At 55.2% G+C, this 26,116-nt stretch carries 24 protein-coding genes and 1 pseudogene; 8 read left to right on the top strand and 17 right to left on the bottom strand.

Going from position 1 to position 26,116, the window contains the following annotated elements; all coding sequences use genetic code 11:
• Window positions 1-104 precede the first annotated feature (104 nt).
• Window positions 105-683, top strand: coding sequence for a class I SAM-dependent methyltransferase (locus tag ACQZ51_RS22140; protein ID WP_448780623.1), 579 nt, complete (start codon window positions 105-107; stop codon window positions 681-683).
• Window positions 684-820: 137 nt separating this feature from the next.
• Here ACQZ51_RS22140 and ACQZ51_RS22135 read toward each other — a convergent pair whose 3' ends face one another.
• On the bottom strand, window positions 821-2,029 hold the full coding sequence (locus ACQZ51_RS22135; protein ID WP_448780621.1) for an MFS transporter: 1,209 nt from the start codon (window positions 2,027-2,029) through the stop codon (window positions 821-823).
• 60 nt (window positions 2,030-2,089) lie between these two features.
• Window positions 2,090-3,079, bottom strand: coding sequence for an AraC family transcriptional regulator (locus ACQZ51_RS22130; RefSeq protein ID WP_448780619.1), 990 nt, complete (start codon window positions 3,077-3,079; stop codon window positions 2,090-2,092).
• A gap of 298 nt (window positions 3,080-3,377) precedes the next feature.
• On the opposite strand from ACQZ51_RS22130, the pseudogene ACQZ51_RS22125 reads away from it, so the two are divergent.
• Window positions 3,378-3,571, top strand: a pseudogene (locus ACQZ51_RS22125) (DDE-type integrase/transposase/recombinase); the annotation flags it as partial.
• Window positions 3,572-3,892: 321 nt separating this feature from the next.
• Here the strand turns inward: ACQZ51_RS22125 and ACQZ51_RS22120 are convergent.
• The 9 genes from ACQZ51_RS22120 to tssI all read right to left on the bottom strand — a co-directional run bounded on the left by ACQZ51_RS22120 (window position 3,893) and on the right by tssI (window position 13,934).
• Entirely contained in the window at window positions 3,893-4,483 is a 591-nt protein-coding gene (locus ACQZ51_RS22120) for a hypothetical protein (protein ID WP_448780617.1), read from the bottom strand.
• Window positions 4,484-5,001: 518 nt separating this feature from the next.
• Window positions 5,002-5,862, bottom strand: coding sequence for a hypothetical protein (locus ACQZ51_RS22115; protein ID WP_448780615.1), 861 nt, complete (start codon window positions 5,860-5,862; stop codon window positions 5,002-5,004).
• A gap of 27 nt (window positions 5,863-5,889) precedes the next feature.
• Window positions 5,890-6,822, bottom strand: coding sequence for a hypothetical protein (locus ACQZ51_RS22110; protein WP_448780613.1), 933 nt, complete (start codon window positions 6,820-6,822; stop codon window positions 5,890-5,892).
• 21 nt (window positions 6,823-6,843) lie between these two features.
• Window positions 6,844-7,920 (bottom strand): DUF4150 domain-containing protein, encoded by a 1,077-nt coding sequence (locus tag ACQZ51_RS22105; RefSeq protein ID WP_448780629.1) that lies wholly within the window; start codon window positions 7,918-7,920, stop codon window positions 6,844-6,846.
• Window positions 7,921-7,955: 35 nt separating this feature from the next.
• Window positions 7,956-9,050 (bottom strand): DUF2169 family type VI secretion system accessory protein, encoded by a 1,095-nt coding sequence (locus ACQZ51_RS22100; RefSeq protein ID WP_448780611.1) that lies wholly within the window; start codon window positions 9,048-9,050, stop codon window positions 7,956-7,958.
• Window positions 9,051-9,069: 19 nt separating this feature from the next.
• Window positions 9,070-9,501 carry a hypothetical protein gene (locus tag ACQZ51_RS22095; protein ID WP_448780609.1) on the bottom strand — a complete coding sequence of 144 codons (432 nt, stop codon included), beginning with the start codon at window positions 9,499-9,501 and terminating at the stop codon, window positions 9,070-9,072.
• A 488-nt stretch (window positions 9,502-9,989) separates the two neighbouring features.
• Complete coding sequence (locus ACQZ51_RS22090; RefSeq protein WP_448780607.1) at window positions 9,990-10,649, bottom strand: hypothetical protein; 660 nt, start codon at window positions 10,647-10,649, stop codon at window positions 9,990-9,992.
• Window positions 10,646-11,698: a hypothetical protein gene (locus tag ACQZ51_RS22085; RefSeq protein WP_448780606.1), complete on the bottom strand. Its 1,053-nt coding sequence runs from the start codon at window positions 11,696-11,698 to the stop codon at window positions 10,646-10,648. Before ACQZ51_RS22085 ends, ACQZ51_RS22090 begins: the two co-directional genes overlap by 4 nt.
• Before the next feature lie 121 nt (window positions 11,699-11,819).
• Window positions 11,820-13,934 carry a type VI secretion system tip protein TssI/VgrG gene (gene tssI / locus ACQZ51_RS22080; protein WP_448780605.1) on the bottom strand — a complete coding sequence of 705 codons (2,115 nt, stop codon included), beginning with the start codon at window positions 13,932-13,934 and terminating at the stop codon, window positions 11,820-11,822.
• Between the two features lie 199 nt (window positions 13,935-14,133).
• Between tssI and ACQZ51_RS22075 the strand changes: the two genes are divergently transcribed.
• Window positions 14,134-15,099, top strand: a complete 966-nt coding sequence (locus tag ACQZ51_RS22075) for a hypothetical protein (protein ID WP_448780603.1) — start codon at window positions 14,134-14,136, stop codon at window positions 15,097-15,099.
• A 249-nt stretch (window positions 15,100-15,348) separates the two neighbouring features.
• Here the strand turns inward: ACQZ51_RS22075 and ACQZ51_RS22070 are convergent, their stop codons facing one another.
• Complete coding sequence (locus tag ACQZ51_RS22070) at window positions 15,349-16,392, bottom strand: DUF1963 domain-containing protein (RefSeq protein WP_448780601.1); 1,044 nt, start codon at window positions 16,390-16,392, stop codon at window positions 15,349-15,351.
• A 581-nt stretch (window positions 16,393-16,973) separates the two neighbouring features.
• Between ACQZ51_RS22070 and ACQZ51_RS22065 the strand changes: the two genes are divergently transcribed.
• The 3 genes from ACQZ51_RS22065 to ACQZ51_RS22055 all read left to right on the top strand — a co-directional run bounded on the left by ACQZ51_RS22065 (window position 16,974) and on the right by ACQZ51_RS22055 (window position 18,236).
• Window positions 16,974-17,273: a type II toxin-antitoxin system RelE/ParE family toxin gene (locus ACQZ51_RS22065; RefSeq protein WP_042619975.1), complete on the top strand. Its 300-nt coding sequence runs from the start codon at window positions 16,974-16,976 to the stop codon at window positions 17,271-17,273.
• On the top strand, window positions 17,270-17,557 hold the full coding sequence (locus ACQZ51_RS22060; protein ID WP_210189438.1) for an addiction module antidote protein: 288 nt from the start codon (window positions 17,270-17,272) through the stop codon (window positions 17,555-17,557). The genes ACQZ51_RS22065 and ACQZ51_RS22060 overlap by 4 nt, the downstream gene beginning before the upstream one ends.
• 226 nt (window positions 17,558-17,783) lie before the next feature.
• Window positions 17,784-18,236 (top strand): hypothetical protein, encoded by a 453-nt coding sequence (locus ACQZ51_RS22055; protein WP_448780599.1) that lies wholly within the window; start codon window positions 17,784-17,786, stop codon window positions 18,234-18,236.
• A 20-nt stretch (window positions 18,237-18,256) separates the two neighbouring features.
• Here the strand turns inward: ACQZ51_RS22055 and ACQZ51_RS22050 are convergent, their stop codons facing one another.
• Genes ACQZ51_RS22050 through ACQZ51_RS22030 form a run of 5 tightly spaced genes read right to left on the bottom strand, consistent with a single transcriptional unit; the run spans window position 18,257 to window position 20,768 of the window.
• The gene (locus ACQZ51_RS22050; RefSeq protein ID WP_448780597.1) at window positions 18,257-18,703 is read right to left on the bottom strand and encodes a hypothetical protein; all 447 of its coding nucleotides are present in this window, start codon (window positions 18,701-18,703) and stop codon (window positions 18,257-18,259) included.
• A gap of 23 nt (window positions 18,704-18,726) precedes the next feature.
• A complete protein-coding gene (locus ACQZ51_RS22045) occupies window positions 18,727-19,854 on the bottom strand; it encodes a tyrosine-type recombinase/integrase (protein WP_448780595.1) in 1,128 nt (375 codons plus the stop codon).
• Window positions 19,851-20,099, bottom strand: coding sequence for a type II toxin-antitoxin system Phd/YefM family antitoxin (locus ACQZ51_RS22040; RefSeq protein WP_448780593.1), 249 nt, complete (start codon window positions 20,097-20,099; stop codon window positions 19,851-19,853). The genes ACQZ51_RS22045 and ACQZ51_RS22040 overlap by 4 nt, the downstream gene beginning before the upstream one ends.
• A 7-nt stretch (window positions 20,100-20,106) precedes the next feature.
• Window positions 20,107-20,484 carry a type II toxin-antitoxin system VapC family toxin gene (locus ACQZ51_RS22035; protein ID WP_448780591.1) on the bottom strand — a complete coding sequence of 126 codons (378 nt, stop codon included), beginning with the start codon at window positions 20,482-20,484 and terminating at the stop codon, window positions 20,107-20,109.
• Entirely contained in the window at window positions 20,481-20,768 is a 288-nt protein-coding gene (locus ACQZ51_RS22030; protein ID WP_448780589.1) for a type II toxin-antitoxin system Phd/YefM family antitoxin, read from the bottom strand. Before ACQZ51_RS22030 ends, ACQZ51_RS22035 begins: the two co-directional genes overlap by 4 nt.
• Before the next feature lie 178 nt (window positions 20,769-20,946).
• Between ACQZ51_RS22030 and ACQZ51_RS22025 the strand changes: the two genes are divergently transcribed.
• Together ACQZ51_RS22025 and ACQZ51_RS22020 are read left to right on the top strand one after the other, a co-directional pair.
• On the top strand, window positions 20,947-22,086 hold the full coding sequence (locus ACQZ51_RS22025; protein WP_448780587.1) for an RHE_PE00001 family protein: 1,140 nt from the start codon (window positions 20,947-20,949) through the stop codon (window positions 22,084-22,086).
• Between the two features lie 76 nt (window positions 22,087-22,162).
• Entirely contained in the window at window positions 22,163-25,906 is a 3,744-nt protein-coding gene (locus ACQZ51_RS22020) for a hypothetical protein (protein ID WP_448780585.1), read from the top strand.
• The last annotated feature ends 210 nt before the right edge of the window (window positions 25,907-26,116 follow it).

Raw genomic sequence — 26,116 nt, 5'->3', positions numbered from 1 at the left:
AGACGCTTGAGCGCCTTGCAAATGGCTGGCCTAGCAGCGAAATCCATACCCTTATGCCGTGGAGCTACAGGGCCTGAACGGCCTCAGCTTGCCGCTTACCTCTCATGGGTAAATTCGATGGAGATCAGGCGGGGTATGCAGGCTCTGCACGGCGTAACGTTCCGGGTCTCGCTGACCTTCACCGCATGACGGGGCTGCTTCTGGCAGAACGTGTTCCGGCGAACGGACGGGTGCTTGTTGTTGGAGCAGGTGGTGGCCTTGAACTGAATGTGCTGGCTGAGCACCATCCGGGATGGTCGTTTGATGGGGTCGATCCTTCAACCAGTATGCTCATCCTGGCAAGGGAAACGGCAGCCCGTGCAGCAGATCGTATCCGTTTTCACCTTGGCGATATTTCAGCGGCCCCCGATGGTCCCTTCGACGGTGCTGTCTGCCTTCTGGTCTTCCATCACATCTCATTTGACGAACGCGCAGCAACGCTCCGTGGTATCCGCCAACGTCTGCATCAGGGATCACCCTTCGTGCTTGCCCATATCAGCATCCCCGAGCACGAACCGGACCGCTCGCTCTGGATTGACCGACACATCGACTTTGGCGCGATGGCGCAATTCGATAGTGAAAGGCGGGATGCGGCAAGAGTTGGCATGAAAGAGCGCCTCTCCATATGCACCAGAAGAAGATGAGGCCCATCTGCGACAAGCGGGGTTCACCGAAATTGCGCAATTCTACCAGGCCTTCAGCTTCAGAGGGTGGGTAGCTTATGCATGATCCCCATCAGCACACGCGTCCTGATGGGGATTGATTGTCTTGGTTCAAGCCTTCAATTGCGAGGCTGGATGAGCGCCAGTGCAACCGTCGTGGCGGCGAGGAGGGCGGTCAGGGTCAGGGGTCCTGCGGCACCATAGTTGTCCACAACGTACCCGCCGACAACGGCACCAATGCTGATGGCGACCTGGAATGAGACCACCATCAGGCTGCCGGTTGCTTCCAGAGCGTCCGGTGCGCTGCGGGAAAGATTGGTCGGAAGCACGACCGGTGCCATGCCAAACGCAAAGCCCCAGAGCGCGACCAGCGTGAAGGCAATGGCCGCATAAGCGCCTCCGAGAACCAGAATGAGCGCCGCAGATGCCATCAGACCTGCGGTCACCGCAAGTGCCATCGTCACACTCGCATCGGCCATCCGTCCGCCAGCGACATTGCCGATGACGGAGGCAATGCCGAAGCCGAGCAGGGCAAGAGCGATCGACTGTGTATCAAGCAGCGTCACCTGCTCCAGGAAGGGCCGTACATAAATCGAACCCGCGAAATGTCCGGTCATCAGCAAGAGAATGGCCAGCATGCCCAGCTGAATGCCGCGTCGCCGTGTCAGCTTGAACACGTCGGTCAAGCTGTTGCTGGTGCTTGCCGGCAGAGTGGGCAGGCTGATGGCCTGCATCAGCATGGCGATCAGCGCAAGCCCGGCCGTCATCGCCATGGCCGTGCGCCATCCCAGCCAATCGCTGATCAATGCGCCCATGGAGGGTGCCGCGATCGTGGCCAGCGAGACGCCAAGGGTCACAATGGCCATGCCGCGCCCGGTTGCATTGGTGCCAACCAGCCTTGCGACGACGGCAACCGAAAGTGCCCAGAAACCGCTGAGTGCAATGCCCAATCCGGCGCGGCCGACGAGCAATAACCAGAATTCGCTGGCCGTGGCTGCAAGAATGTTGGAGCCGACGGCAAGCGCAGTCAGAGCAACCAGCACCGTCTTGCGGTTCAACTTGCCGATCAGCACGTTACTGAACAATGCCGTAATGGCACCAACGGAAGCTGTGGCCGTCACGACCTGTCCCGCAGTGCCCTCACTGATTCCCAGATCGCGTGCCATCGGCGTCAAAAGTCCGGCTGGCAAAAATTCGGCAGACACCAGAGCAAAGCTGGTTGCGGCCATGGAAAGCACGGCAAGCCAGGTCGCAGCTGTCCACGCGGTGTCTTCTGCCACTTCAATATCGCTGATGGGCTCATCGAGCTGTAAAGTTGTGTCCGTCATCTCTGTGTGTCTCCTACATCGCAGACATCTATAGCCGGACTCCTCAGGATGATATGTAACTCAAAATCCTAAATTCATGTCCATTCGTCCGGAATTGCTGCGGCGCACAATGCCGGGTGATGAGTGGGTCACGCGCTTGAACGCCCGCGCGAATGAGGCTTCCGACTCATATCCCAACCGGGTCGCCACTTCCGCCACCGACATGCCGTTGCGAGACAGCATCTCCCGCGCAAGCTCCATGCGCAGGCGGGCGAGGTAACGCGCCGGACCTTCGCCCAGAACCGCGCTGAACCGCTCGGCAAAGATCGACCGTGACTGACCCGCCACGACAGCGAGGCTCTCCAGCGTCCAGTGCTGGCCGGGCTCCCGGTGGATGGCTGATAGCACGCGCCCGATATGCGGGTCACGAATCGCCGCAAGCCAGCCGGTGGTCGAAGCGCCGCTGCAATTGACCCAGCAGCGAATAAGCCGGGCCGTCAGCAAGTCCGCCATCCGCGAAAGAACCGTCGCGCTGCCCATTTGCGGCTGAGATGCCTCGACAGACATGGCGGCCAGCAAAGGCCCGATGAGCGGGTCATTCCCCGCCACGTCACAGCCCCGGATGATGGGTGGCATCAAGGAAATCAACGGATGAAGTGCATGCTCGCCCAAAGCCATGGAACCGCAGAACAGGGTGGCGGTGGCTCCTGTGCCCTCCCGCACCACTTCACAAACGCTGCTTTCCAATTTCGTTATCTGGCAAGATTCGCGACAATCGCCCTTAACATCAGGCGCACTCGCCAGGCGATGCGCAATGCCCTGCGGCAACAGCACTAGATCGCCCTCGTTCAACGCTTCCCAGCCTTGAGCCTCGGTATAAATCCAGCAAGGCCCCTGGCTCACAAAGTGAAAGCGTAAAAGCGGCTGTTCAGGAAAGGCGATGTTCCACGGATGCCGCAGTTCGCAGCGCCCATAATTCACCCCGCTCAGGCGAAAGTCCCGCAAGACTTCGCTGAGCGCGTCCATGGGCAGATCTATCGATGGAGTTTTTTGGGACGAATGATCAAGCATTCCGCCAATCTATAGGCAAATCGTCTGGCTTGCAATTAGGATATTCGCAACGTTGTACGTCTTCGATCCCAGAATTCGAGTTGCACACGGGTCGTGACTGATCGCTGTGCAAAACGGCCCAGTCGGCCCGAAGCTGCGATTTTAGCCAACTCGAAGAACCTTTTGGGAACATACCCTGCAGGATTGACCCGCGACGCGCCTGTTCGTGACATTGCGTTCCAATTTGAGGAGCGTTTTGATGGGTGCGGGTATTTCGAGTTTGGATTTTGTCGGCCAATGGAGCCTGAGCTACGCCGACAACCATGTCTGGGCGATGGACTTCGTTCATGACCAACTGGCAACGGGTCGCAAGATCAGGGTTTTGATGGTCGTTGATACCTTCTCGCGTTTCTCGCCGGCGGTCGATGCCCGCTTCAGTAGGGCGAGGATGTGGTTCAGACGCTTGAACGGGTTTGTTGGCAAGTTGGTTACCCGGCCACTATTCGGGTGGATATCAAACCTCGGCGCCCGGCTGCGCACTGCTGTTGAGACGGGAGTCACAGCGGATGTTTCCTCCATCGCTGGCTCTCAACCTCAAACGTTGAGCTCTCGGGCACCTCTTGCCGGACTGGCGACCGCGCTCGCCGCAAGGCACTTACCGACCGCACCCAGTTCATGGTGCAAAACCAAATGGGCAAGTCGAATCCTGATCGCCACGCCCGGCAGGGTCTCGTCGGTATGAGCTTCAGCGGTTGCCAGGATGTGGATACCATGTCCGCAACTCCTGCGGCTTCAGCCGCATCTTGTAATCCAGCCTCACCTCTACTGAGAATATCAGCTTGTTGATAGGACCATCGCAGATCGCAAGCCACTCATTGCACTGCCCGCTGACACCAGAAAGGTGTTTTCTTGGGCTGCGGAAGCCTCTGCGTGATCTACACTAAATATACTCGGAAATGATCGCGCTGAACGCGCCAAGATGATTGCAAGGCATCCATAGGCAGCACCAACATCACCGAACTGCAATGCCGGATAAACAGGTGAAAGACCCTCCTGCAAGCAGGCTGCGTTAAGGCGGTGAATGGCGAAAGATAACTCGGTGGCACGGTAGCGACTGTTGTTCCAGTCCGCAATCCAAGCACTGATTGATCTTTCGTTGCTATTCTTTAGGGCCATTTCAGTGGCTGTAAACGCAGCTTCGCTGAGGGCGGTAAAGACACTGTCAGCCTCTTGATCTTCCTTGACGGATTCCACCATATGTCCCGCTCCGAGGAGCTGCAAAGATGACATCGTGGCCGTCTGCCTCTTGAACAGAAGAATGCCGGCTGCCTCACCCGGAACGAAGCCGAATTGGTTCTGCTTGGTGAAGAGGCGTTTCTGATCGTTGAGCCGGTTGAGGCGCTGTCGGTCATTGTAGCTGTCCACTGCCGCAACCAGAACTATATCGGCGTGCTCAGGCGATGGCTCGATGAGGTGGTCGGCAACTGCAGATCCGACACCTGCGTGGCCAGCAGCCCGGATCACAGTTTCCGAGATGATAAGGCCTATATCATTGGACAAGCTACTGCACATTTCATCAATCAGGTCTCGACCCAGAGATGAAAGCGAAATCCTGTCGAGCCCGCTTGCGTCATCGATTTCCGGAAGGACAATGACCAACTTTGCTCTTCGGCCGTACAAATATGATGAAATCGCATCAAGCGCGGAAATGCGCGCTACCAGGTCGGCAGTCGCCTCCTGCACCAACTCACGCAAGCGAGGTGCAAATTCCCCGATTCGGCTGTTATCCCTGAAGGCGCAAAGCTGGGGTTGAAAGTCGCTGCCAATGAACGTTTCGTACCGAAAAAGGACGGATTTCTCCTCCACTATTGCGGCTTGCGTCGCATCGATACCAGAAGCAAAGGCAGTTGAGAGACCGCATTCGAGAAGCGTCAACATCGGCATCAACCGTCATTGCGTACGACTAGGCGGTTGATATCACCGCCGGACACCACATTCAAAAATTCTATCACGCCATATTTCTGATGCTGGTAATCGCGGAAAAGCAGTTCCATCGCCTCGCTACGCTTACGTTCGAAGATCTCCGCTTCGTCGTCGCGAAGTCGTCGGTCCAGCTTGTCTATGGAGGTAAAGACGCCGCTGTCTACCAGGCGGAGAAAATAGTCCTCTATCTTCTTGAGGTTTTTGGGTGGAAATGCTTCATCCGTCGGCGACGTGATAATTACCCGTTCCAATTCCATAGCGTCACTGTCTTGAAAATCCTCGTTCACAGCTCCTTGCAGCGGCGCGTAGCTAGGAAAGATTATTCCCTCTTCGACGTAGCTAAGGACATCTTGCGTACTCACGGTGCGCTGGTCGATGGCATCGATCTCGGATATGACAAGTGAAGTCACATTTTCGCGAAATGTATTGGGCTTTGGCAAAGCGTCTATATCGTCACCGAGCAATGCTTTTAGCGATTCATATGTAGCGTGATTGGAGTGGTGGAGATTGATGACCAACCGAAGTGTGGCTACCAGCGCGTTGTAATGCAGGCCTTCGCCTGAAACATTGACGGCCATATGACTATCTGTGTTCCACGCCAGCGTCACCTTCGCCGCTTCGCGAGTGGAGAAATAATCCCAGCAGAAAAAACCCAGGTGGATGGCTTTCTGCAACTCTGCAAAAGCCTCTTCAATGGTCTCCTGCCGCTCATCGTCAGGAAACATCCCCGCGCAGTAATGCAGGTCAATCCGGAAAGACCGGAGATAGAGCGGCAGGGAAGCCGATTGTAATTTTATGACTTCGTTGATGACGCTGGACATGGATACCCTTAGTTTTGTGGAGCAAAATCAATCGAAACGTTTCAGATAAGCTTCGACCTTGTCCTTGTGTTCTGGCGTTCCGTTGCCACCGAAGCCAAAGGCTTCCAAAGCGCCATGGGGCATACGAACAGGAGCAAGATAACGTGCAGAGGCCTTGTAGGCACTGATATCTTCACCCTTGTTGACGTCACCCCAAATCGGACCTTCGCCAGCGGTTATGCAAAGAACGCTATCGGATTTTTCTATTTCTACATTCGGCGTTTCATCTAATTCAGTTGGATCGGGCAGACGATCCCAGAACTCGGCGCCCACAAACGTCCGCCAGCCGATATCGCCAATTCCCGGTTGCTCGCCTGGCTGCCAGCGATAGGCTGAGCCTTCCTTACGAACGCCGTCCATTAGCATATCCGGCGTGACGTCGATCACAGCTCTATGCCGAGCTGTCGTGCCGCCCATCATGAACTGTAAGCTGCTTTTATAAGGGGGCAGGAAAAAGCCCATTCCCATGACGCCGCTGATCACCGGCGCCTCCATGAGCTGCTCTGTCACAAAATTTGCAAAATCCATCGCCGAGCTATCGTCTTCAGGGATAGCGATCTCAAGAAAGTTGAAATAGCTGCGCTGCTCGATACCAAAAAAAGGGAGTGCTGGCTCCTTGAAACTATCCAGAGCGTAGCCGTAGCGTCTGATTCCCTGGCCGTATTTCGTGCTTTCATTTTGGAAAAACGAACGTCCGTCTTCAATGATCTTGGGGTTTGTCCAGCGAATCTTGCCTGTATATCCCGGGAAATTGTAAGACGTGACATTGGCGCTTTCACCAAAAAGCGCCTCGAACTTGGCATAGATCGAAGTCAGGATCTGTCGATTGCGCTCGCCATGTATATCACCATCGATGATCGCGATGATGCGAAAAGCCGGCACGGCAATCGGGTCTCCTTCATAGAGAATGAAATCAGGCATTAAGGACTCCAAATACGTTTTCTAGCTAGAAGGCACAACTAGGCCGCCCTTTTTGTCGCACCGGCAGGTGTCATTGTCGATTTTTTTGGGTGACTTGCCCGAAGCACGGCGATAGGCTTCCTCTTGCTCCTGCTTCCTTTGCCACTCATCCTGATAACCTGTGTCAGGATCGTCAAATTTGTAGTCATACACATCGATTAGATCGCCGTCCTTGCCCTGAATACCCACGTCAGGCACGACTTTGATGGCCTTGTCCATGACCGTTTGCGACTGCTGGATCATGTCATAGATTTCATAGCCGGTGTAGGCGAGGTCTGCGGCATCCACGATCGTGGAGAGGACATTGAGACCAGGCACAAGCTTCATCCAGGCCTTGCCGGCCATCTTGACACCCTTCTCAACGATTTTCTTTTTCACCAGCTTGTCGATCTGCCGCTTGATGGCGCCCTTCATGGCAGACTGATCGTAGATTTTTCTAGCCCCGTCGAAAATCTTGTCTGCCGAACCAAAGAATGTCTTTTCGGCATGTCCAACGGCGCCGGGAAATTTCCTTGAAATGGCTTTCGACAGGCGGCTGTCCGCGTTTTCGAGCGCGGCGGCTGTTCGTTCTTTGGCCAGGGCGGAGGGACGCTTGCAATTGCCACCTTTTTTTTTGCACTCGTGCCATTCATCGCGAACCTGGCAGAAAATCTTACAAAGCTCTTTAACCAGCTCTTCCAGGTGGGCCGGCGGCTCGTAATGGCCACCTGCGCCAGAAATGCAGTTCTTGTTGTTCATGAACAGCTTGTCCGACAGACGACAGATATTCTTGCCTTCCGCATAGACATTTGGCGAGTAGGTGATCCAAGTGGATTCGTGCATATTTGTACCGGACATTACGCCCTTTCCGGTGCCTGGCTCGTCACCATAACCCGGAGTGTGTGCCGATCCCTTGATCGCTACAGAATGCCCGCCATCGGCAAACACTGTGCGCGTCCCCCGGATAAGGTCTCGCGAGTAAGAGATGATCGAATACGGCACCGGGACCGGGCCGGATGGAGTCAGACAGACATCGGGGGTTGAGTTTTTCTCATATCCCCCCGTCCCCTGATGCGACATGGTAAGCCCATTGGTGGAAACAGTATTCGGCATCGTCAAACCTCCATGCCCAGGCCGTCGAAGCAGTCTGTATCTTCAGGCCGCACGCGGAACCCAGAATGGCCGCGCAACACCAATTCACTCCGCTCGACAAGCACGTCATTGGTAGCACTTAGCAGGGGCATCGCGCCGCAATAGGCCAAGGTCAGCAAACCTTCATCCGGAAAAAGATGAATAGTTTGCAGCGTCATGGATGTCTCCTGCCAACGGTGCTTGAAACGTGTTGTCAACTCGAACTGCAACGTCGGCAGCTCGGTCGTGAAATGCCTAAGAGCCACATCGCCGCGGTCCGGAAGCATATTTGTGAGTTTGATTGTCTGGCCCTCAAGCGGAGTTTCGGTGAGTTGCTGGTCTTCAGGCGAGCTCTGCCAGTATTCGTCCTGAAGGTCATCGGGAAGAAGCGGCGATTTTCTGCGCATCCAGTTCTCGTCATATGTACCGGAATATCGCGCCCGTTGCGGCCATGCTCTCGGAATGGCGCAGAAGGCAACGGGATCTGCACGGTCGCTCCATCCCGCGATGGGTTTTACCCCGGGCGCGTAAAGTCGGGGCAGTATCTTCCCTTTTGCGGCGGCTTCGGACGCCCAGTAACCCAGACCTAGCGGGTTCTCTGCAAACTCCTGTAGAAGCCCTGATTCGCTGTCAGTATCTGTTCCCCCGTAAGCATTGCTAAAGCCAAGGAAGACCGGTGCGTCTTCGCTATCCTGCAATGGCACGGTCGACCGGTCGGAGCGGATCATGGCGGGCTGGACGGACAGAGACTTGGACCACTGTCCGATAGAAGCCGAGACTTCGAAAGCTTCTTCTCTCGCCGTCGAAACCGGGCGGTAGGCATGGCCGGTAAAGAGGACATCCGGCCGCACTTTTGGGAGACCTATATCAATATCGGCTACTAAATCACTGGTGCCGACTTCGGCGCGGTAGACCGGGGCGCGGAAAAGATCGATCTGTTTGCGTTCGAACAGGCAGGTTCGTTGGTGGCGCATGCGAAAAGTCGCTTTTGCCCAGACGAGCCAGTAGCTGCGGCCTTCCTTGTCGCGGTCGAAGCCCGAAAATGCGGCAAATGGCGTGCGGTTAGCAAGCGTCCACATGGAGCCCATCCTTTTGGTTTCAGTTCAGTTCAACGACGGCGCCCTTCATAGCCATGCGCCCCAGTGCCTCGATAGACACATCGTCACCCAGGATACGAATGCGGCCATCTGGATAGAGCCGCAGCTCCGAACGGCCACATTTCAGGGAGAGTGGTTTTTCAGGCGCTGTGTTTGCTGTCTGCGCTGCGCCCTGCGAGAAGGCCCGGCAGATAGCATCGAAAGGCACATGACCGATCAGCAGGACCGGGCCAGCGGCCAGTTCCATGCCGATCGCCAGGCATCCAACGGCATCCTGAGAGAATGGATTGCCGGTCATAACCTGTGAAGGATCGATGCCCGCAACCGTAGGGACGCCTGAGGCTGAAACGGCCAAAATCAGATAAAGACCGAACTGGTCAGCACGGGATGCGACCTCGATCGGTCGGGGTGAAGAAAAAAGATGAGAAGACATGTCTTGCTTCATGATGATTTCGCTCCACTGGTTTAGCGAGGAAAGCTAGCGTTTCGCTCTCCGGATACGTTTCTAGGTTGTGCCACCGAGAAGACGGTTGGGCCTACGAACTAGGGGATGACGGCTGCGACAAGCAGCAATGCGGGACAGCCTTTCAGTTTAAAGCCTCCAGAAGTTGGTTGTCGCAGTAATAAGATCAATGCTGCGCTTCGCCGCCTGGACTATGTTCACACGCCGCGCACTAACCCCTCCATAGCGCCACCGCAAACAACGATCCCATCTTTGATTGGCAAGTTTTCTGTTGCCTTCTCTATCTCGATCATCTTGGCAAGAGCTAGAACTTTGGTTCAAATGTTATCTTTTTCTCGAATTTCACGGAGCCCAAACCTCAAGTCGTCCCAAATGTCACTCACAATGGTCTCCCTGCCTTTCGGTCTGAGTGATTTCATATGAAGGACCGGAAATGGCTCCTGTGTGCCGAAGCACACTCAGGGATATTTAGTTCCGCTTACGAGATGGTTGAGGCTTTCGTTCTTCCATCGTGAAAGTTCATCTAACAGCTCGACCGCAGATTTTTTTTCTTCGTCTGTGAGTGTGTCTTGTTGTTTTGCGAGATCTGTCACGCCGCTGAAGATGATTGCGGTTTGTTCACCAAACTCACGGATACCGACATCCCAGGTCATTGATCCGGCTGGACCTTTGATACCATTTGAACGCATTTCAATTTGTTCGAACAAGAAACCTTGCAGATTTTTGGATGTAAGACTTGAAAGCTCTAGATGCAGGTTTGGCCCTCCGCCTGTTTTCGCTAACATTTCGATCAACTGGCGCCGTGCTGCGGGATATTTCTGTGCTTCTATCACGGGATTAAAAATCAATGCGCCAGCGAAAGCGATCCTCTCATCAGAGTCACTATCGGTGAAGATGTAGACCTTCCCGCACATATCCTCGGCAGAGATGATGTTTTGCGTGGAGTAGGGAGGCATCGCTATTTTAAGCTCAGATTTGTCGCATATAGGCGTCGCTTTGAACGCGTCCTCTTCTCCAACCCACTTAGACATTTCAGTCGCCTTCGTCGTTCCGACACCAAATATCAGTGCCAACATTAAAATAGTTGCATAACATCCTTTGGCGGTTTGACTAATCATCGGCCGATCTTTCCGCCTTCGATAGTCCCGCCGATGGTTCCACCCGCTCCAACAGCCACCTTACTTTTCCCACCAAACTTCCATGTACCATTTTTCTTCTCTAAACCGCCCTCAAATTTTGCCGCAGCACCCGTACTTACACCAGCAGTTCCACCAAGCGTGATACCATAATCGTAGGTGTCGTCTTCGACCGCACGACAAAGCTCTTGGGACCACTTCCAGTGCCCAAGCCATGTATGGTTGCAAGCTGCATCTACCCAGCGCGCCGGCACAATTGAAGTTTTACCATCTGCCGTTACTTCTAGGATTATCGCTTCTGCACCAAGTTCACCCTTAAGAGTGGCCTCGCCCTCTTGCCTGTTGAATGTCGCTTCGCCGCTAGCTTTAGCTTCAGCTTTCACCGCGGTCACGTCGACGTTCATTTCTCGAGGAAGAGCCGTCCCTCCTTTGAACTTATTTTTCCAGTCGAGCATGCTTGCGCTGGCGCTAGCCTCAACTTTTGCTCCTTGGACGGTTTTTCCATCCTCAATAAACCGGCCAGCCGAACCCACTGCTTTCGTTTCGGCACCGAACACACGGAGATGGTTCTGATAAAAGCCTTCTGTATCTTTCTGCTCGTGCACTGCCCATTTTTTTTCGAATAATTTGTATTCTGCTTTTGCCTCTAGGGAGGCTTTATTTTCCGTGGTTGACTTGCCAGAGGGCAGATGGCCTTCATATTTCCGCTCGCCTTTAGACTCGGCCTTCAGCGTTAAAGGACTCTCGTCTCCGTCTTTTTGCTTACCACCTTCCAATGCATTGGCGTCCAGCTTTGATGCATAGTCGGCGAGCGCTTTGATGTCTTCAGCCTCAGTGCTCGTCGGAAAAACGGAAGCGTCATTGATGTCGAACGAGCCACTAGAAATTGGACTCCAAGCGGCATGATCATTCGATGAAGAATTTTCCTCCAGCTTATCTGCCGGTTGGATGCCTAGCGCCTCTATATCTTTTCCATGTAAGCTCTTCAGTTCATCTTCACGCTCTCTGGTTCGCACTTCGACAGGCGGCAAGGCCCCGTGTCCACCAAGGATAGGATCCTCGTCGGCGTAAATATAGTCCAGAACACTCCAATCCTCGACTGGATCAGACGTAGTTGGACTGGAGTTGCGAGAAGAACTAGTCGTCGGCATTTTAGTTCATATCGATTTTGCTGGCTTCCAGCTTAATCGATATTCCCTTTATGAGTACCTTCCCATCTTTTGTCATTCGGATCTCAGTATGTTCACCCACTTGGATTAGCAGTTCTTCTCCAACGCGCATTTTGCGAACCTTGCCAATGTCTTCGTCATAACGACCTCGTACGATCAAGCTTTTTTGACGGCCGACCGTTGTTTGCTGAACGTTACCAACAATCGTAGATTTCGCGACACCTACGACTTCTGACGAACCAAGATGTACGATCTCCGACTTGTTTTTCTCAATAAAAAGCTGAAAATTACCCTTTGCAAGATTCAGAGGATCTGGGATATGTGACTTTTCTAATAAACCACCTAGACTTTTAAACAAATTAGTTGTTTTCGAAAGAAGATGTTCGCTCAGTTTGTTACGTCCAACCGAGATTGAGACGTTGCCAGCGACTACCTCTTCATGGTTGCCGCCAACTTGCATCGTCTTATCGCGACCGACAAATTCGTGTTGATCGTTTTCAACACGTTTTGAACGATCGTTAAGCACATGCATGTTCATGTCTTTCTGAGCATGCATATATATTTCTTCCTTATTATTCTCGTCCTCGAAGGTTAGCTCATTGAACCCTTGCCCCTTGTGCGTTTGAGTTCTGAACGTGCTCTTTGTTTTGCTTGCTGGTAACTCGTATGGCACCGTTTGCCGCGCATTTGGCACCACGCCCGTTACTAAGGGCCGGTCCGGGTCACCATCGACAAACGCGACCATCACCTCCATCCCGATGCGCGGTATGATCTGGCCGCCCCAGGTGGAGCCTGCCCAGTTCTGCGCCACCCGCACCCAGCACGTATCCGTTCCATCCTTCTTGGCCTTGCGGTCCCATGGGAACCATAGCTTGATCCGGCCGTACTGATCCGGGTGGATTTCTTCACCCTCTGGACCCGCGACGATGGCGACCTGCGTGCCTTCTATCTTCGGACGCTTGGTTGTCCGATGTGGGGTGAGAGGTACGCGGGCGGGGATGGCTTCGAAGGTGTTGCGGTATTCCGGCTCGTTGCTGTTTGTTTCATAGGAGCGGTCCACGATGGTGTGGCTCGCCTTAATGATCACATGCTCTTCATATTCATGCTCGGGATGGGCCACCTCGTAAGGCGTGAAGCGACGACCAGCTTCCAGAATGCGAGAGGTCGATCCGCCGAAGACACGATCATGGTCGGCCTCGATGGATTGCGCCCGGAGTTTCTGGGCACGCTCTGCCTCTTCCACCGTCTTGATGCGGGCCGGGTACTCATAAAGCTCGCGTTTGGTCGCATCCGGCATCTGCACCAGTGACGGTGTCATATTGCTCGGCACCATGCCGGGTGTTTCGAAATTCCAGTCGGCACCAGCGCGCTGACCCGAGACATAGGAAAAGCGACGGGCCCAGTCATTGATGTGGTTGCGATCGGACGAGCCCTGTGCCAATCTCACTCTGCCTTCACCCTGTGCTGAAGGCGATGGTCCAAGCCATCCATTGGCGGTATCGGCCACATGCAGCTTGTGAGAGCCATCTTCGTGGCTGAAAAAGTAGTACAACCCGTCTTCTTCGAAACGACGCAAGAGGTAGTCAAGGTCGGTTTCGTTGAACTGAACGCTGTAGCTTTGCGGAGGCGGAGGTTTGATGATGCCCGACGTATCCGGGGCTGGAATGCCGTGTTCGGAAAACAGTGTTTCGACAACATCCATCGAGGTTTTGTCCAACCAGATGCGGCAGTCTGAACGGCGGGATAGCAACCACATTTGCGGGCGGATGGTCATGGCGTAGGAACGAAGACCACGGGTGATAGGTGGTCCCTCGTGCAGGTCGGTCACCAGGCCGTTGAAGGGGCGGCGGATGCCACTGCCATTCTCGCCATCGCCCTGTTGAACCTCGATTGACACATCGACAAGACGCCCGATCAGTTCCTCAGGTTTGACCGCTTCCTTCTTGGCACGGACATTCAACTGTATCTCAAACAGTTGCGAAACGCCTTCGGTGATCACCATGCGCTCTGGCAGCAACTGGTCTTCGCCAAGCGGCGACTTCACCTTCAAGACACGGCTGGCCTGGATGAACTCGGACGACGATGGCTGGTCGGTCATGGGGAACCCCGGTGATCGGATTGGATAAAATATCAATCAGCTGTCAAAATCTGGGCCGAATGCAATCAATCATTGTGGCGAAAGGATGGAGCGCCGGTCATATTTGCAACCAAAAGCCCATATTTTTCACTTGGCATCCCAAACTCGCCGCAATCTGTCGACTAAACTGAAGGAAAGGCTGAGGTCAGGGGACACGGTAATGGCGCTCGTGGATATGGACAGTGGGGTAGGGAAGAGCCGCAGGAAGGCACACAGCCCGCAGACGAAGCATGACGCAGATAATTATGGACTGAAACGCGAGGACGCCAATGAGCGTCGCGGTGCTGGTTGGTGGGTGAGCCTGAGACGACGCGGCCACAAAATTGTGCGCCTGTTCAAGGACAGTGTTTACGGCTGCGAGAAAGCTACCTACAAGGCGGCGCGGGCCTATCGCGATGCGATCATCGAAGCCATTCCACCCGCGACCAATCACCAGCAGGCCGTCCTCCTGCGCAAGAATAACCAGAGCGGCATTTCCGGGGTACGCCGGATCGAGACCCGCGAGGGCGACGCCTGGCAGGCCACACTGATGACCAATGACGGCCAGAAGCGCGAGAACTTTACCGTGTCGAAGTTCGGTGAGCTTGCAGCCAAATCCATGGCTATCGCCCAACGACGCAAATGGCTCGCGACCTTGCCCGTTACACATCTCGCCTACGCCCATCACGCAGCGGAAGTGGCGCAGGAGCATTTTGCCGACGATCTGATCCCGGTTAGCGACGTCATGCCGGAGACCCAGCTCGAGGATGACGAGATCGAAGCCCGCATCCAGTTTATCAATGATGAATTCGACAGAACGCGCCCTAAGCGGCTGCGGGTCCGCATCAAAAGCTATCACACCGACAAGCTCTCGGTGTTCGTCTCCGATGCTGGCAAGCCCGCAAAACGCAGGCTTGTGCAGATCAACACACGAAGGCTGGAAAAGCGCGACGTTCTAATCGAGGCGAAAGCAAAGGTCGAAGCCGCCATCGCGGAGTTCTACGATCACGGCACCGCGAAGTGGTTCATGGACGCGCACGGCAATGCGTTGCTAGCTGAAGACGGGTTTCATGTCCGGGAAGGCTTCAACGTGCTCGTAATGGTCGAAGCAGCAAAAGAGTCCGCTCTACCTGATCGCATCGGTTGAGCGAGGGATTCGATGGCTTGAGCTTTTTCATCGCAGAACTCTAGCCGCACATCCACTCCGTCGTGCGGCATTGTTGCAGTAACTCGACGCCTGGCGCACCAAGCGACGGCACCCCATAAGCTACTTAGTCTCAATCCTAATCCAGACTAGTAAGCGTCACGTGCAAAACTTCCGAGTTTGCCCGAAATGGTAGCCTGACTTCGTTCGAACGACGGGGCCTAGAAAAGGGAGGCTACGCATCATCCGCCCTCAGGTTTGCTGATAGACGGCGATGACGCGCTCGAACGCCCGGTCTTGAAGATCCTTTTCACGAATCAGGAAGTAAACTGTACCCTCACTGCTGTCCTGCATCCAGCCGGGCACATCCATCTGCAGCAGAAGCAGCCAGTCCTTTGCCTTTTCCATTACCCTGTCTCTGTTCTTCGTCCAGTCCGCACCGAAGAGAGACTGCGCGTTGTAGTCGCTGACAACGACCGCGTCGTAACGGGGATCGTCCTGCTCAGGCGCCGGCGCGCCGAGGAGCAGGCTTTTCTGCTCCGCACCTTGGGAAACGTCGTCGTAGGCCTGGCTGAACGCCTGGGCGCCGCCGATCACCGCCCGATCAGCGGAATAGGTCGTGACCAGCTGGCCGGACGCCTCGAATTCAAGGCTGGAAAAGGAGGGCAGCTGCAGCGCAACCTTGAGCGCCATCGGTCGGGCCGGACCGCCATAGGGAGTGCCCGGCAAAGGCGCGCCGGCCGGGCGAGCGCTCGGCTGTATACCGTATTGCCGGTTGGTGTCGTCGATCATCATGCGATAGGCAGAAGCGGCGGTCACAAGACTGTCTGGCATGGCGCCATGCGCAAGCGCTTCGGCCGGGCTGCGGTCCCAGATCACCTTCGCCGACTGTAACCCCGTGTCGAAGGGACCCGCAATCAAGTCGTAAAAGAACAACAGCCGGCCAGCGTCAGGCAGGGGTTTTGCCACATCACCCAGACGCGCCGCCTCCATCAGATTGATCTGCGCAATGAAGGCATAGGGCAGGCCCGCGGCAAGATGCTGGCGCAAATTCCCGTCGGAAGGCTCGCCGGCGCGTTTAGCGATCTCATCGATATTGTCAGGGACCGGTCGTCGCGGCCACTCGATCACTTTTGGCAGATCCGGCGTACCACCGATCCGGCTGCCACCAAGGTTGTCGTCACTTTTCGCTGAAAACACCATCACCGATCGCAGCGCGCCCGCCACTATCTCAACCGTATTGGGAGCAAACCGCTCCTCGATTACAAGATGCGCTTGCGCCAGCGTGTCGAACATCTCCTACCCCTTGCCATATGAAGTACGGGATAAGGTAAAGTCACGGAACCGTGACGGCAAGTGCTGATAAAAGTGCTACCCCAACAACGTCCCGCTTGAAACCGCCCCAAGTGCGCTGGGCGGAGAAGACTTCTCTTGCCCCAACAAGCTGGAATGCCCCAGCGATTCAGATTAGGTGCTCTGCACGTAGATTGTGAAGGCACAATTTTGGCGGCTTTGAGCCGACAGCTGCGTTTCGCTGTTGTCGCAATCCCCAAATTAAAGGGACTCTTGTTTTCCTGACTTTTGCAACGTCGCAGGATATGGAAATTTACCCCAGCCGCCATGTCGGGTGTTGGCGCAAAAGCGGCCAAGCCGTCGCTGTCCCAACTGAACTTTAGTCTCTTTTGGACAGCGATTAGACCATAAGAATAACGACTTCCCGCGCCTAAGATTTACGAGGGTTTAATTGGAACAGCAGCCGCTCGCGTTTGGAGTGTCATTTCCTCCTCAGCCTGAACCGACCCCAGACAGGCTCATCCACTGGCTTTGTCCGCTAACTTTTTTCTTGCAAATACGTATCTAGTTGGATACAAAAACTCATGAGCACCTTCGAGAAATCACATCAGTTCGATAGCTGGTTGAAAGCCCTGAAAGATACCAAGGGCAAGGTTCGCATCCTTCATCGCATCACTGCGGCAGAGAATGGAAACTTTGGCGACTGGAAGCCGGTAGGGGAGGGCGTTTCAGAAATGCGCATTAATTTCGGACCGGGATATCGCCTGTATTACACGCGCAGAGGCGAAACGGTTTACCTGCTGCTGATCGGCGGCGACAAGTCCACCCAAAAGCGCGACATTCAAAAGGCCATCGAAATGGCCCGTACCATCGGAAAGGAATGACCATGACGGAATTCAGCAAGTTCGATGCTTCGGAATATCTCGATAGCGAAGAAGCCATGATGGAATATTTGATCGTTGCCATGGAAGACGAAAACCCGGACGTTTTCATTGCAGCGCTGGGCCATGTCGCCAAGGCACGCGGAATTGCGAAGATCGCGGAGGTTTCCGGCCTTGGTCGCGAAAGCTTGTACAAGGCCCTGAAACCCGGATCGAAGCTTCGCTATGAAACGATGCACAAAATCATTCATGCGCTTGGCTTCCGGCTGGCCTTAAGCGCAGCATAAGAACCATGCGTGCCAGTCAATCACCACGCGAACGCGCCACCCGCGCCCTGTGCCGTCTCAATAATGTGCCGGAGAATACGGCATTCGAGACAAAGCCAATATGGTTCCGGTAGAGGGCAAAATGACACTCTAACGGAGATAGTCACCTGTTGGCCCGAAGCGGTCAGTGAGGTTGCTCAAATTTGCGCATCCTTTAATTTCTCAATCGGTTATGGAGAAAACTGATATGACATGGATTATCGACTCTTTCTCAGGAATTGGGCCCATAAAATTCGGCATGACTCCAGAGGATGTCGCCACACATATCGGAGCACCAGACCGGTCGAGACGAGGCCTTCGGCCTGATACGTTCAGTGAGCATCGCGGTACCAAAGCGCCAGTCGTACGTTATCGAGAAAATCGGGTGAGCGAGATCGAAGCCTTCTACGATATTGGAGTAGTTATGTTTCGAGGAATATCTGCTTTCGGAACGAACGGATTAAAGGTACTCCGCGCATTGGAGGAGCTAAATGGGGGAGCTGCGATTTCTTTTGGGATCATACTGTTTGACAAGCTCGGTCTAACGGTGGGCCGTCTGGATGAAGGTCCGCCCACAGGGCATTCGGTAACCGCCTTTGCATCCGGCACATGGAACGGCAAGACCGCTGACTTCACGAGCATCAGTTTCAATGACCACTAAGGACGAAAGCTGACCCGGCCTCATGGAGATGTAATGGGTTTATTCTCAAAGCGAATTCGAAAGTTGCGACGTTGGAAATCTTCTCTGAAACAGACGAAAATCAGTTCGAGATCTTGCAAAGCGTCTTTCCGTCCCAGGAGACTTAACGAAGCTACGATAACGCCATTATATCCGCGGGTGATACGAAATGCTGCATTGCGCATCGCGATGGCGTCAGGATCTCCACGGTCCTCTCGACGGTCATAGACAACCCAAAACCGGGCTGCTTTCCACGTCACTTCCAGCATTTCTCGGACGTTTGCGAGAAATTCTTCACCGCTCATTGAGGGACCCCATGACAGAGGCGTCTCGCCATCATCGTCCGCGACACTAAAATAGCCGTCGTATTCGCGGCTGGTGTTCAGCGCTGCCTCGATCTTTGCAAATGCCTGGTCTTCAGTGATCGTCGTTTTGAACAAGATTGTCATGTACTAAGTTCCGGGCCTCTCCATCACAGCATTCTGGCCGCGCGACCACTGCGCCGTGTGGCATTGTTATAATAGCTGGATGCCTGCTGAACAGAGCGATGCCGTGATTGCTCCATAGCTTCGGGGAGGGGAATTCCACGGTTTGCTGCCTCTGTCAGATATCCGGATCGCAACCCGTGTGCGGAAAACTCCCCCGGCTCCAGCCCGGCCATAACCACACGCTGTTTCAGGATCGCGTTGATGGCGCCCGGTTCCAGCGCATGTTTCGACAGATTTCCCCAGCGATCGATCTTGCGGAAAATGCTTCCGCTATCGATGCGCGCGGCCGTCATCCATGCATTCAATGCATCGACCGGCCGACCCGTTAGATAAACAACGTCGTCGTTTTCACTTCCGGACGTTTTTGTCCGGCCGAGATGAATCGAAAGCGAGGGGAGGGGAGGGGCGTTGTCGACCGCAATCGGGCCCTCGACGGTCAATTGGTCTTTGCGCAGTCCAGCGATTTCGCTGCGCCGACGACCACCGGAGGCAAACGCCACCATCAGGATTGCCCGGTCACGGACGTCTCGCAGGCTATCGGTGCTACAGGTCGCAAGGAGCTTTGCCAGGACGTCACCGGTCACAGCCTTAGCGCTTTTGCGTTTTCGCGGACGCGGCGTGGCTCGGACCGCCAGCCGGATCGCCTGCTTGAGGGCAGGGGAGGAGAATAACGCTTGATGGCCGCGCCATTTCGTCAATGTCGACCACGACGCAAGCCTGCGCCTTACCGTGTCGGGCGCGTGAGGACCAATGGATTTCAGAAACCCCTGGTCCCGCAGAAGACGATCGACATTTTGCGGCATGCCGTGATCACGATCGCTGATGCGCTTTTCGGGATCCCACAGATGATGGGCGACGAATTTCAGGAGGAGAGCTTCAGGTGCCGGCCAGGGGAGGGAGGCTCCGGTTGCTGCTAGCGACCAAGCCTGCAGATAGGCAAGGTCTGATGTCAACGCGCGCAGCGTATTGGGCCCCATGCCTTCATTGACCAGATGTCGAAGCGTTTCGATATCCTGATCGGTCAAAAGCTCCGCAAGTTCGTCCCGGCGTTCGAGCGGCAAAACCGCTGCAATCGTGTCGAGCTCACGCAAGCGGCGATCAAGACCACTCATATCGGCAATCCATGCTCATCATAAAAGTCATCGTGGTTGGATGTGGCCCCGACTGGAACGTTCTTGCGACCTTCAGCTGCAAGAGCCATAAACCGGTCCATCGCCTTTTCTTTTTCATCGATCGGAGACAAGGAGGCAGTCGGCGTCCCGTCTCTACAGATCACGATCTCATCACCAAGAAGCGCTAGCTCAATCAGATCCTCAAGCCTTGCTGCAGCCTCTTCGATTTCAACGAACACCTTCATCCCCGCCTCACCAGATCCGTTCGTGCAGCACCGTGTCGAACACAACATCGGTGGAGATCAGCACGCAATGCTCCAGTCTCGTCTGTGCTGCAAGAATGCGATCCCAGGGATCGCGATGGTCCCAGTCAAAGCTTGCTGCCAGCTCGGCGTGCAGATCGGTTATGGCAAGAGTTTGCAGGCCACTGGCTGTCACGGCTGCCCGCAATTCCTGTGGCTTCAGGTCGAGCTTCTTCAGCCGCATCTTGTTATCCAGCTCATAGAACGAAACGGCACTGACCAGAACGGCATTCGTCTTGTCCTCGATCAGTGCGCGCGCTCGCGCAGAAAGCCTTTCGCTACCGATTGCCCACCAGTAGATCGCATGACTATCGAGCAGAACCTTCATTGCCCTGTTTTGCCAGGCTTGCCCTGCCAGACACCGGCCTCGTCATTCCAGTCGCCCGCGTCGACCTCAGTCTGCTCGGCGTCAACAGTGTCAAACAGGTCGTCGGGAAGGCCACGATGGCGCAAAAGGCCAAAAGGACGCTTGTTGCCATCGATAGCGGGTCCAATCCGGGCATAGACCTCGTTGCCGCGCATAATGACAATTTCCTCGCCCTGATTGGCACGATCGAGGACTTCTGCAAAGTTCTTGCGAGCCTCACTTATTTTGTAGCTGGTCTGGGGCATGGCGACCTCCGAGTTCACGATGGGAGCGACTATATCATGTGATATCAAAGCGTACAATCAGAACGTACGCATAAGCCTCGATAAGAGGTACTTATCGATGGTTAGAAGCCCAGCCCTCAATCATACCACGTGCGGAACCGTAATATTCATATAGAGTTCCTATACGAAATCATTTACCATGATTTCAATGGCTTATGATCTCGCGAAAATCAGCATGACAGCCCTGGTGCGGCCGGCTTTCGATGCCGGTGTCGCGCTGGCGCGTCTCGACGAGCGTATCGCCCGTTCACCGGTCGGTCAGGGGTGGATCGAAAGATCCCACTTCACCGATGCCTGCGCATCGCTGTGGATCGACGGCGAACTCGTCCATCTCGAAGATCTCGTCCTCCACGACGCCACCAAGGATATCCGCACACCCACACATGAGCTGACAATCGCCCGCGACATCCTGCGCACCCGCCGGCGCATTGCAGCTCAGCTCCCGGCCTGGGCCTTGTCTGCGGAGGGTATCCGAACTTTGCGACAAACGTCGGACATCACGTCGCCCGGCGCAGACGAGGGAGAGACGGCCGTCGGCATTCGGCGCGCGGACGCATCGGATACGGAAGGGGAGGGGGACGATGTCGATGACGTCGAAAACCTCCCTGGCGTCGACTACGCTGCCATCGATGCCGTGCTGGCCCGGTCGGATGCGGCAATCGAGAATGCAACACGGCCCGGCCGCGCCAGCGCGGCAGACAGAGACGCATTGGTCTATGATCTCGACTGGGACGAGGATGCGCGGCTCGATGAATGGCGCGGCGTGCTGCGGCAGGCCGAAAACTTTCCGGCGGTGCTGCAGGCGATTGTCGCCCTCGATGCCTGGAACGAGCTTTCCGTGCTGCAGCATGCGCCCTGGCTCGGCCGACTGCTTTGCGACTCGATCCTGCGCCAGGCCGGCGTCACGTCAGGTGCTCATCTCGCCGCCGTCAACCTCGGACTGAAAACCATACCCGTCGATCGGCGCCGGCATCGCGATCGCGAAACCCGGCTGCTCGCCATCGCCCACGGCTTTTTGGCGGCCGCCGAAATCGGGCTGAAGGAGCATGACCGGCTGGCGCTGGCTCGAACACTGATGGAACGCAAATTGGCGGGAAGACGGACATCTTCAAAACTGCCGGAGCTGGTCGAGCTGGTGATGGCGAAACCGCTGGTGTCGGCCGGGATGGTGGCGAAAACGCTGGAGGTGACGCCGCAGGCGGCGCGGCGGATCGTTTTGGAGCTCGGCCTGCGCGAGATGACGGGGAGGGGGAGGTTTCGGGCGTGGGGCGTACTTTAGAGTTGCACAATACAGTGTGTGAAGCCAATGGTAGGTCTTCGTTTCGAAACATGAGGCTTTGTGAGGGTAGGCACGTATGACCGAATTTCCAGAGGGCGCGATCAAAGATTGGAGCGCTTTGTTCGCATTGGGTGCTTCCAACGAAGGCCTCAATATTCGCGCTTTGATTTCTCGGCAACCGAAGCTGTGCACCCGTTTGGAAAAATTCGATGCGCTCGACCTTATCCAAACCTTGTCAGGTTTACTTACCCAACTTGAGAATCACGCCGCGACGCTCCGGATCGAAGCCCTAATCCATTTGGCAGCCGCATGCTGCCGCGGAATCCAGAAAGCCACGCATGCGCATATTCGCGGTTGGCTTAACGATGTGCTTTTGTCAGATCCGCTTGGGCGAGGAGAAGATCCCGTCGAGGATGTTTTTGCCAGTATAGTGCCATCCTGGGGAGGTGGTGTGGTTCTTCTGGAGGGGGCGTGGACTGATAATGCCTATTACCTTCAGAACCTTATGGCCGCACTCCTCCGGCTAGATGGCGAACCATGGGCGAAGGCAGCGTTTCACCACGTCATGGCGCTCCTTCTACTCGCTCGAGAGGTGGCGATCCGCGCGGGCGTCAGGCGCTACAGCATGTCATCCACGGTGCCCGGCGCGAAGATATTGGTTGCGGCGGATAATGTTGAGGCAGGGAGGGCGGCGGTCCGTTTTACTTTGAATGACCTATTCGGGTTTAACGTTATCGCAAGAGATATATCGCCCTTCGTACTAAGCCCGGAAGACTGGAAGGATGGCGCGCGAGACAGTTTAGGCAACTCGGCGCTTGAGAGACGTCCGTTGCTGAGGCAAGGAAACGATTGGGTGGTTGCGCTCCCCACGGCGATTGGAGCAGCTGCGCGGCGGTTTGTGCTAGAGTTCGCTGAAGCGGAACATGCACTTGCGCAGTTGGACGACGCGCTGCAGGCGGTGGAGTTCCAGGATATCCAGGCGTTCCTCCTTTCCAACTGGGAGTTTGAAAAGCGATCCGTCCCAACGAAGCTGAACAAACGTCTTACTGCTGTGACGGCGCAGTTTGGAGAAGGTGCCTACGCCCTTATCGTTCATGTAGCCGACGACTTGAGCGAAACGTTAGACACAGGCCTTCAAGGCATAGACATACTTTTGGGACGGCTGAAAAGTGTGATTTCTCCGCTTGAAGTGGAGCTTGCCAGCAAGCCGGACTATCGGCACGGCCTCACCGTGATTTTGCATGGAGGACTAGGTCGAGGGCATGTAATCGACTTCGACCGGGCGCCCTCCGAATGGCATCGGCTTGATCTATCCCTCGGCGATGCGCTCCGGATGGGGTGGGATGGGGATTTCACAGCAAAACGGATCTGGAAAATTCTGTCGCAACAAAATGAGCTTCCAAGCCGGGGGTTCGAGATCGGCAACATCAATGGATTTCTCAATCTTTACGGCTATCTCCAAACGCGAAACTTCGAACCGGTGCCCTCTGAGCTAGCCCCTGGTGGTATGGCGATTTTGACGACCGAGTATGTAGGCCTCGCCCGCCATCGAATTCGAGCTGCCATCGACTATCATCTCGTTTTGGCACCCAACGGCCGCTCGCTGGTGGAAGTACAGCGCCGGTCAGCAAAATCCTACTTCAAGGAAGTGAGCGAGCTTCCGCTCTTTGTCTCCCCGGTGGATGCCCTCAATGGCCGGCTACTAGCTGTGGTGGAAACCGTTCAAAGGCCTTGGTGGGTGGATCACACTGCCGGCCCGCACGGTACGGGGCAGCTAACCGCAAAGGTTTGGGATGCTGCGCAAAAATGGTTGGTGCGGCTGGCTACGTTGCTAGAACAGGAGCTCCGCGATCTTCCATCCGGGCCAATTTCGATCTTGCTGGAGTTTTCTGATCTGGAGGATCTATCCGAACTGGCTGTGGTGAGCACCGGCGAGATAGCGCGACCCAATATTCGTTTGGATCACGGTGTGATCAAGATCGATTCCACAATTCTCGCGCTTTGCGGATACATCCATGAAACCAACATCGCGGAGCGCTATCTCATTGCAGCAATAGCGCTTGCAACATGCGAGCTGGCGAACTCGCCCAAGTCCACTGAATGGGCCGATGAATTGGCGGTTAAGATTACCGGCTCTACAGATGCGCGTTTCGTACACGCTATACCGGCAAATGACATACCTCAAATCGTTCAGGCCACTATTCCTCTACCAAAGCCACAATTTCAGATGGACGAAGACAGGGCGTGGACCGATCTAGGTTTGGCGAAACTAGCCGGTGCCACAAGGGCCGGGATTGTGCCCGAAACTGAGGTGGGGCCACTGCTGCGGACAGCGGTGCTGCGTCTATGGGAGAAAATCAGGGAAAGATTGCTGTACATCGATCGTCGAAGTCTTGTCGTCAAAGCGCTTCTCAATCATGAAGCGGTGGACAGAGATCGCTCCGAGTGGGCGCAAACGGCAGCGGCGCTTCTCGCCCTGCACGACGACAGCGCTGACGTGCTGCTAACCCAAAACGAACAGGAGGCAAGAAGGTCATCCGCGGGGGTCGCAAGCCGGGCCTTGGCCGAAATGGCGCTTTGCGCTTGTCCCACTGACAGGGCGAGTCCTTGCACCGATATAGAATTCGATCAGCTACTTTCGGAAGTCTGCGCGATGGTCGATTGTGCGACCCAGTGCGACGCATACTTCTACCGGTTGGCAACAGGTCCACTTCGGGTCACTGCCAACGGATGCTTCTTTTTCGATACCGGCTTTCTCGAGCAACTACACCAACCCTACATGCATGCGCATGGAGATCGTGCATTTCATGACGCCGCTGAGGGTTACGCGGACGCTTTCAATAACCTGTTGTCGGACACAGACGAGGCTCTTGCTGCCGAAATCGACCCTGACCTAGTCAAGGCTCTCCGGGTAGAGTTTGGAATGAGCTTTCAAGACCTCGTGGCTTTGTCCCACGCGGTCGCAGAGCACGCTTTGGAAAGTGGTAAGGCATACGTCGCTCTCACGCGCAGCGAGTTCCACGCCATTTTGGAAAAACTCGGTCCCGATGTTGACGTCAAAAGAGCGTACGTTGCCTTGACGCTGCGGCCGCGTCAGACGTGGGACGAGCAGGAGCCGGTGGGTGCGACTTCCCGAGACTGGCAACCGTGGCGCATGAGTCGCAAACTATCCCTAACCCGTCGGCCAATCGTGCAGCTGGACGAGAATGAGGACCCGGAGATCCTACTGTTCCCAGTTCTTATAGCCCGCTTTGTTCGGCGTATGTTCGAACTGATCGACGGCCGCTTGGGGGCTGAAATATTTGATACCAAGGAAATTGATCGGTGGATCGGAAAGATCGCTAACGAGCGTGGTCACACTTTCAACCACTCAGTTGCAGAACGACTTTCAGAACTCGGCCTAGATGCCCGTCCTGACCAGTTGATGACGCTGTTCGGCGCTAGCAAAGAGTATGGCGACATCGACGTACTCGCCTGGACTAAAGAGGGGATCGTATGGATCATCGAATGCAAACGTCTCCTTCTTGATCGCACGGTCGGAGAAGTTGGTGAAAGGTTGGCTGACTACACCACCCGGGGTAGACGGAACGGGAAACGGACGCCGATCCAGAAGCATTTGGATCGCATTGCTTTCTTCGAGGGCAACCTCTCGCGACTTTCGCGGTTTACCGGTATAGATCAGACAAAGATCGTCCTTCGATCAGCGCTCGTGACAGACGGTATTGTTCCCATGCAATTTGCTGAGTCCATGGCCGCACTTGTCGATGTTGCGACTGACTTCCGAAACATTGCCGACGCATTGACAGGGCAGCGAGATTGAAGATTTTAGCGGCGGAGAAAATTGGTCTGAAGATTGCGGAGTCGGGTTTGACCCGATCTTGACGCTGACTGTTTCCCCGATTTTTCGAAGATTTGCACCCGATTACGAGTTATCGCAAGTGCAAGCAGTCGTTTGCTTCCCAAAAACCATCGTTTTAGTCGCACCCTCCTATTTGTCTATTGCCTGATATCAAACTATTTGATATCAAAA

The organism is Agrobacterium sp. CG674, from assembly GCF_053521645.1.
Note: the sequence above shows the minus strand (reverse complement) of the source record. Positions and strands in the feature narration are given on the sequence as shown.

Coding starts and splice junctions, on each gene's coding strand:
- ACQZ51_RS22140 (WP_448780623.1), top strand. CDS start 105: ATGGGTAAATTCGATGGAGATCAGGCGGGGTATGCAGGCTCTGCACGG.
- ACQZ51_RS22135 (WP_448780621.1), bottom strand. CDS start 2,029: ATGACGGACACAACTTTACAGCTCGATGAGCCCATCAGCGATATTGAA.
- ACQZ51_RS22130 (WP_448780619.1), bottom strand. CDS start 3,079: ATGCTTGATCATTCGTCCCAAAAAACTCCATCGATAGATCTGCCCATG.
- ACQZ51_RS22115 (WP_448780615.1), bottom strand. CDS start 5,862: ATGTCCAGCGTCATCAACGAAGTCATAAAATTACAATCGGCTTCCCTG.
- ACQZ51_RS22110 (WP_448780613.1), bottom strand. CDS start 6,822: ATGCCTGATTTCATTCTCTATGAAGGAGACCCGATTGCCGTGCCGGCT.
- ACQZ51_RS22105 (WP_448780629.1), bottom strand. CDS start 7,920: ATGTCGCATCAGGGGACGGGGGGATATGAGAAAAACTCAACCCCCGAT.
- ACQZ51_RS22100 (WP_448780611.1), bottom strand. CDS start 9,050: ATGTGGACGCTTGCTAACCGCACGCCATTTGCCGCATTTTCGGGCTTC.
- ACQZ51_RS22095 (WP_448780609.1), bottom strand. CDS start 9,501: ATGTCTTCTCATCTTTTTTCTTCACCCCGACCGATCGAGGTCGCATCC.
- ACQZ51_RS22090 (WP_448780607.1), bottom strand. CDS start 10,649: ATGATTAGTCAAACCGCCAAAGGATGTTATGCAACTATTTTAATGTTG.
- tssI (WP_448780605.1), bottom strand. CDS start 13,934: ATGACCGACCAGCCATCGTCGTCCGAGTTCATCCAGGCCAGCCGTGTC.
- ACQZ51_RS22075 (WP_448780603.1), top strand. CDS start 14,134: ATGGCGCTCGTGGATATGGACAGTGGGGTAGGGAAGAGCCGCAGGAAG.
- ACQZ51_RS22070 (WP_448780601.1), bottom strand. CDS start 16,392: ATGTTCGACACGCTGGCGCAAGCGCATCTTGTAATCGAGGAGCGGTTT.
- ACQZ51_RS22065 (WP_042619975.1), top strand. CDS start 16,974: ATGAGCACCTTCGAGAAATCACATCAGTTCGATAGCTGGTTGAAAGCC.
- ACQZ51_RS22060 (WP_210189438.1), top strand. CDS start 17,270: ATGACCATGACGGAATTCAGCAAGTTCGATGCTTCGGAATATCTCGAT.
- ACQZ51_RS22055 (WP_448780599.1), top strand. CDS start 17,784: ATGACATGGATTATCGACTCTTTCTCAGGAATTGGGCCCATAAAATTC.
- ACQZ51_RS22050 (WP_448780597.1), bottom strand. CDS start 18,703: ATGACAATCTTGTTCAAAACGACGATCACTGAAGACCAGGCATTTGCA.
- ACQZ51_RS22045 (WP_448780595.1), bottom strand. CDS start 19,854: ATGAGTGGTCTTGATCGCCGCTTGCGTGAGCTCGACACGATTGCAGCG.
- ACQZ51_RS22040 (WP_448780593.1), bottom strand. CDS start 20,099: ATGAAGGTGTTCGTTGAAATCGAAGAGGCTGCAGCAAGGCTTGAGGAT.
- ACQZ51_RS22035 (WP_448780591.1), bottom strand. CDS start 20,484: ATGAAGGTTCTGCTCGATAGTCATGCGATCTACTGGTGGGCAATCGGT.
- ACQZ51_RS22030 (WP_448780589.1), bottom strand. CDS start 20,768: ATGCCCCAGACCAGCTACAAAATAAGTGAGGCTCGCAAGAACTTTGCA.
- ACQZ51_RS22025 (WP_448780587.1), top strand. CDS start 20,947: ATGATTTCAATGGCTTATGATCTCGCGAAAATCAGCATGACAGCCCTG.
- ACQZ51_RS22020 (WP_448780585.1), top strand. CDS start 22,163: ATGACCGAATTTCCAGAGGGCGCGATCAAAGATTGGAGCGCTTTGTTC.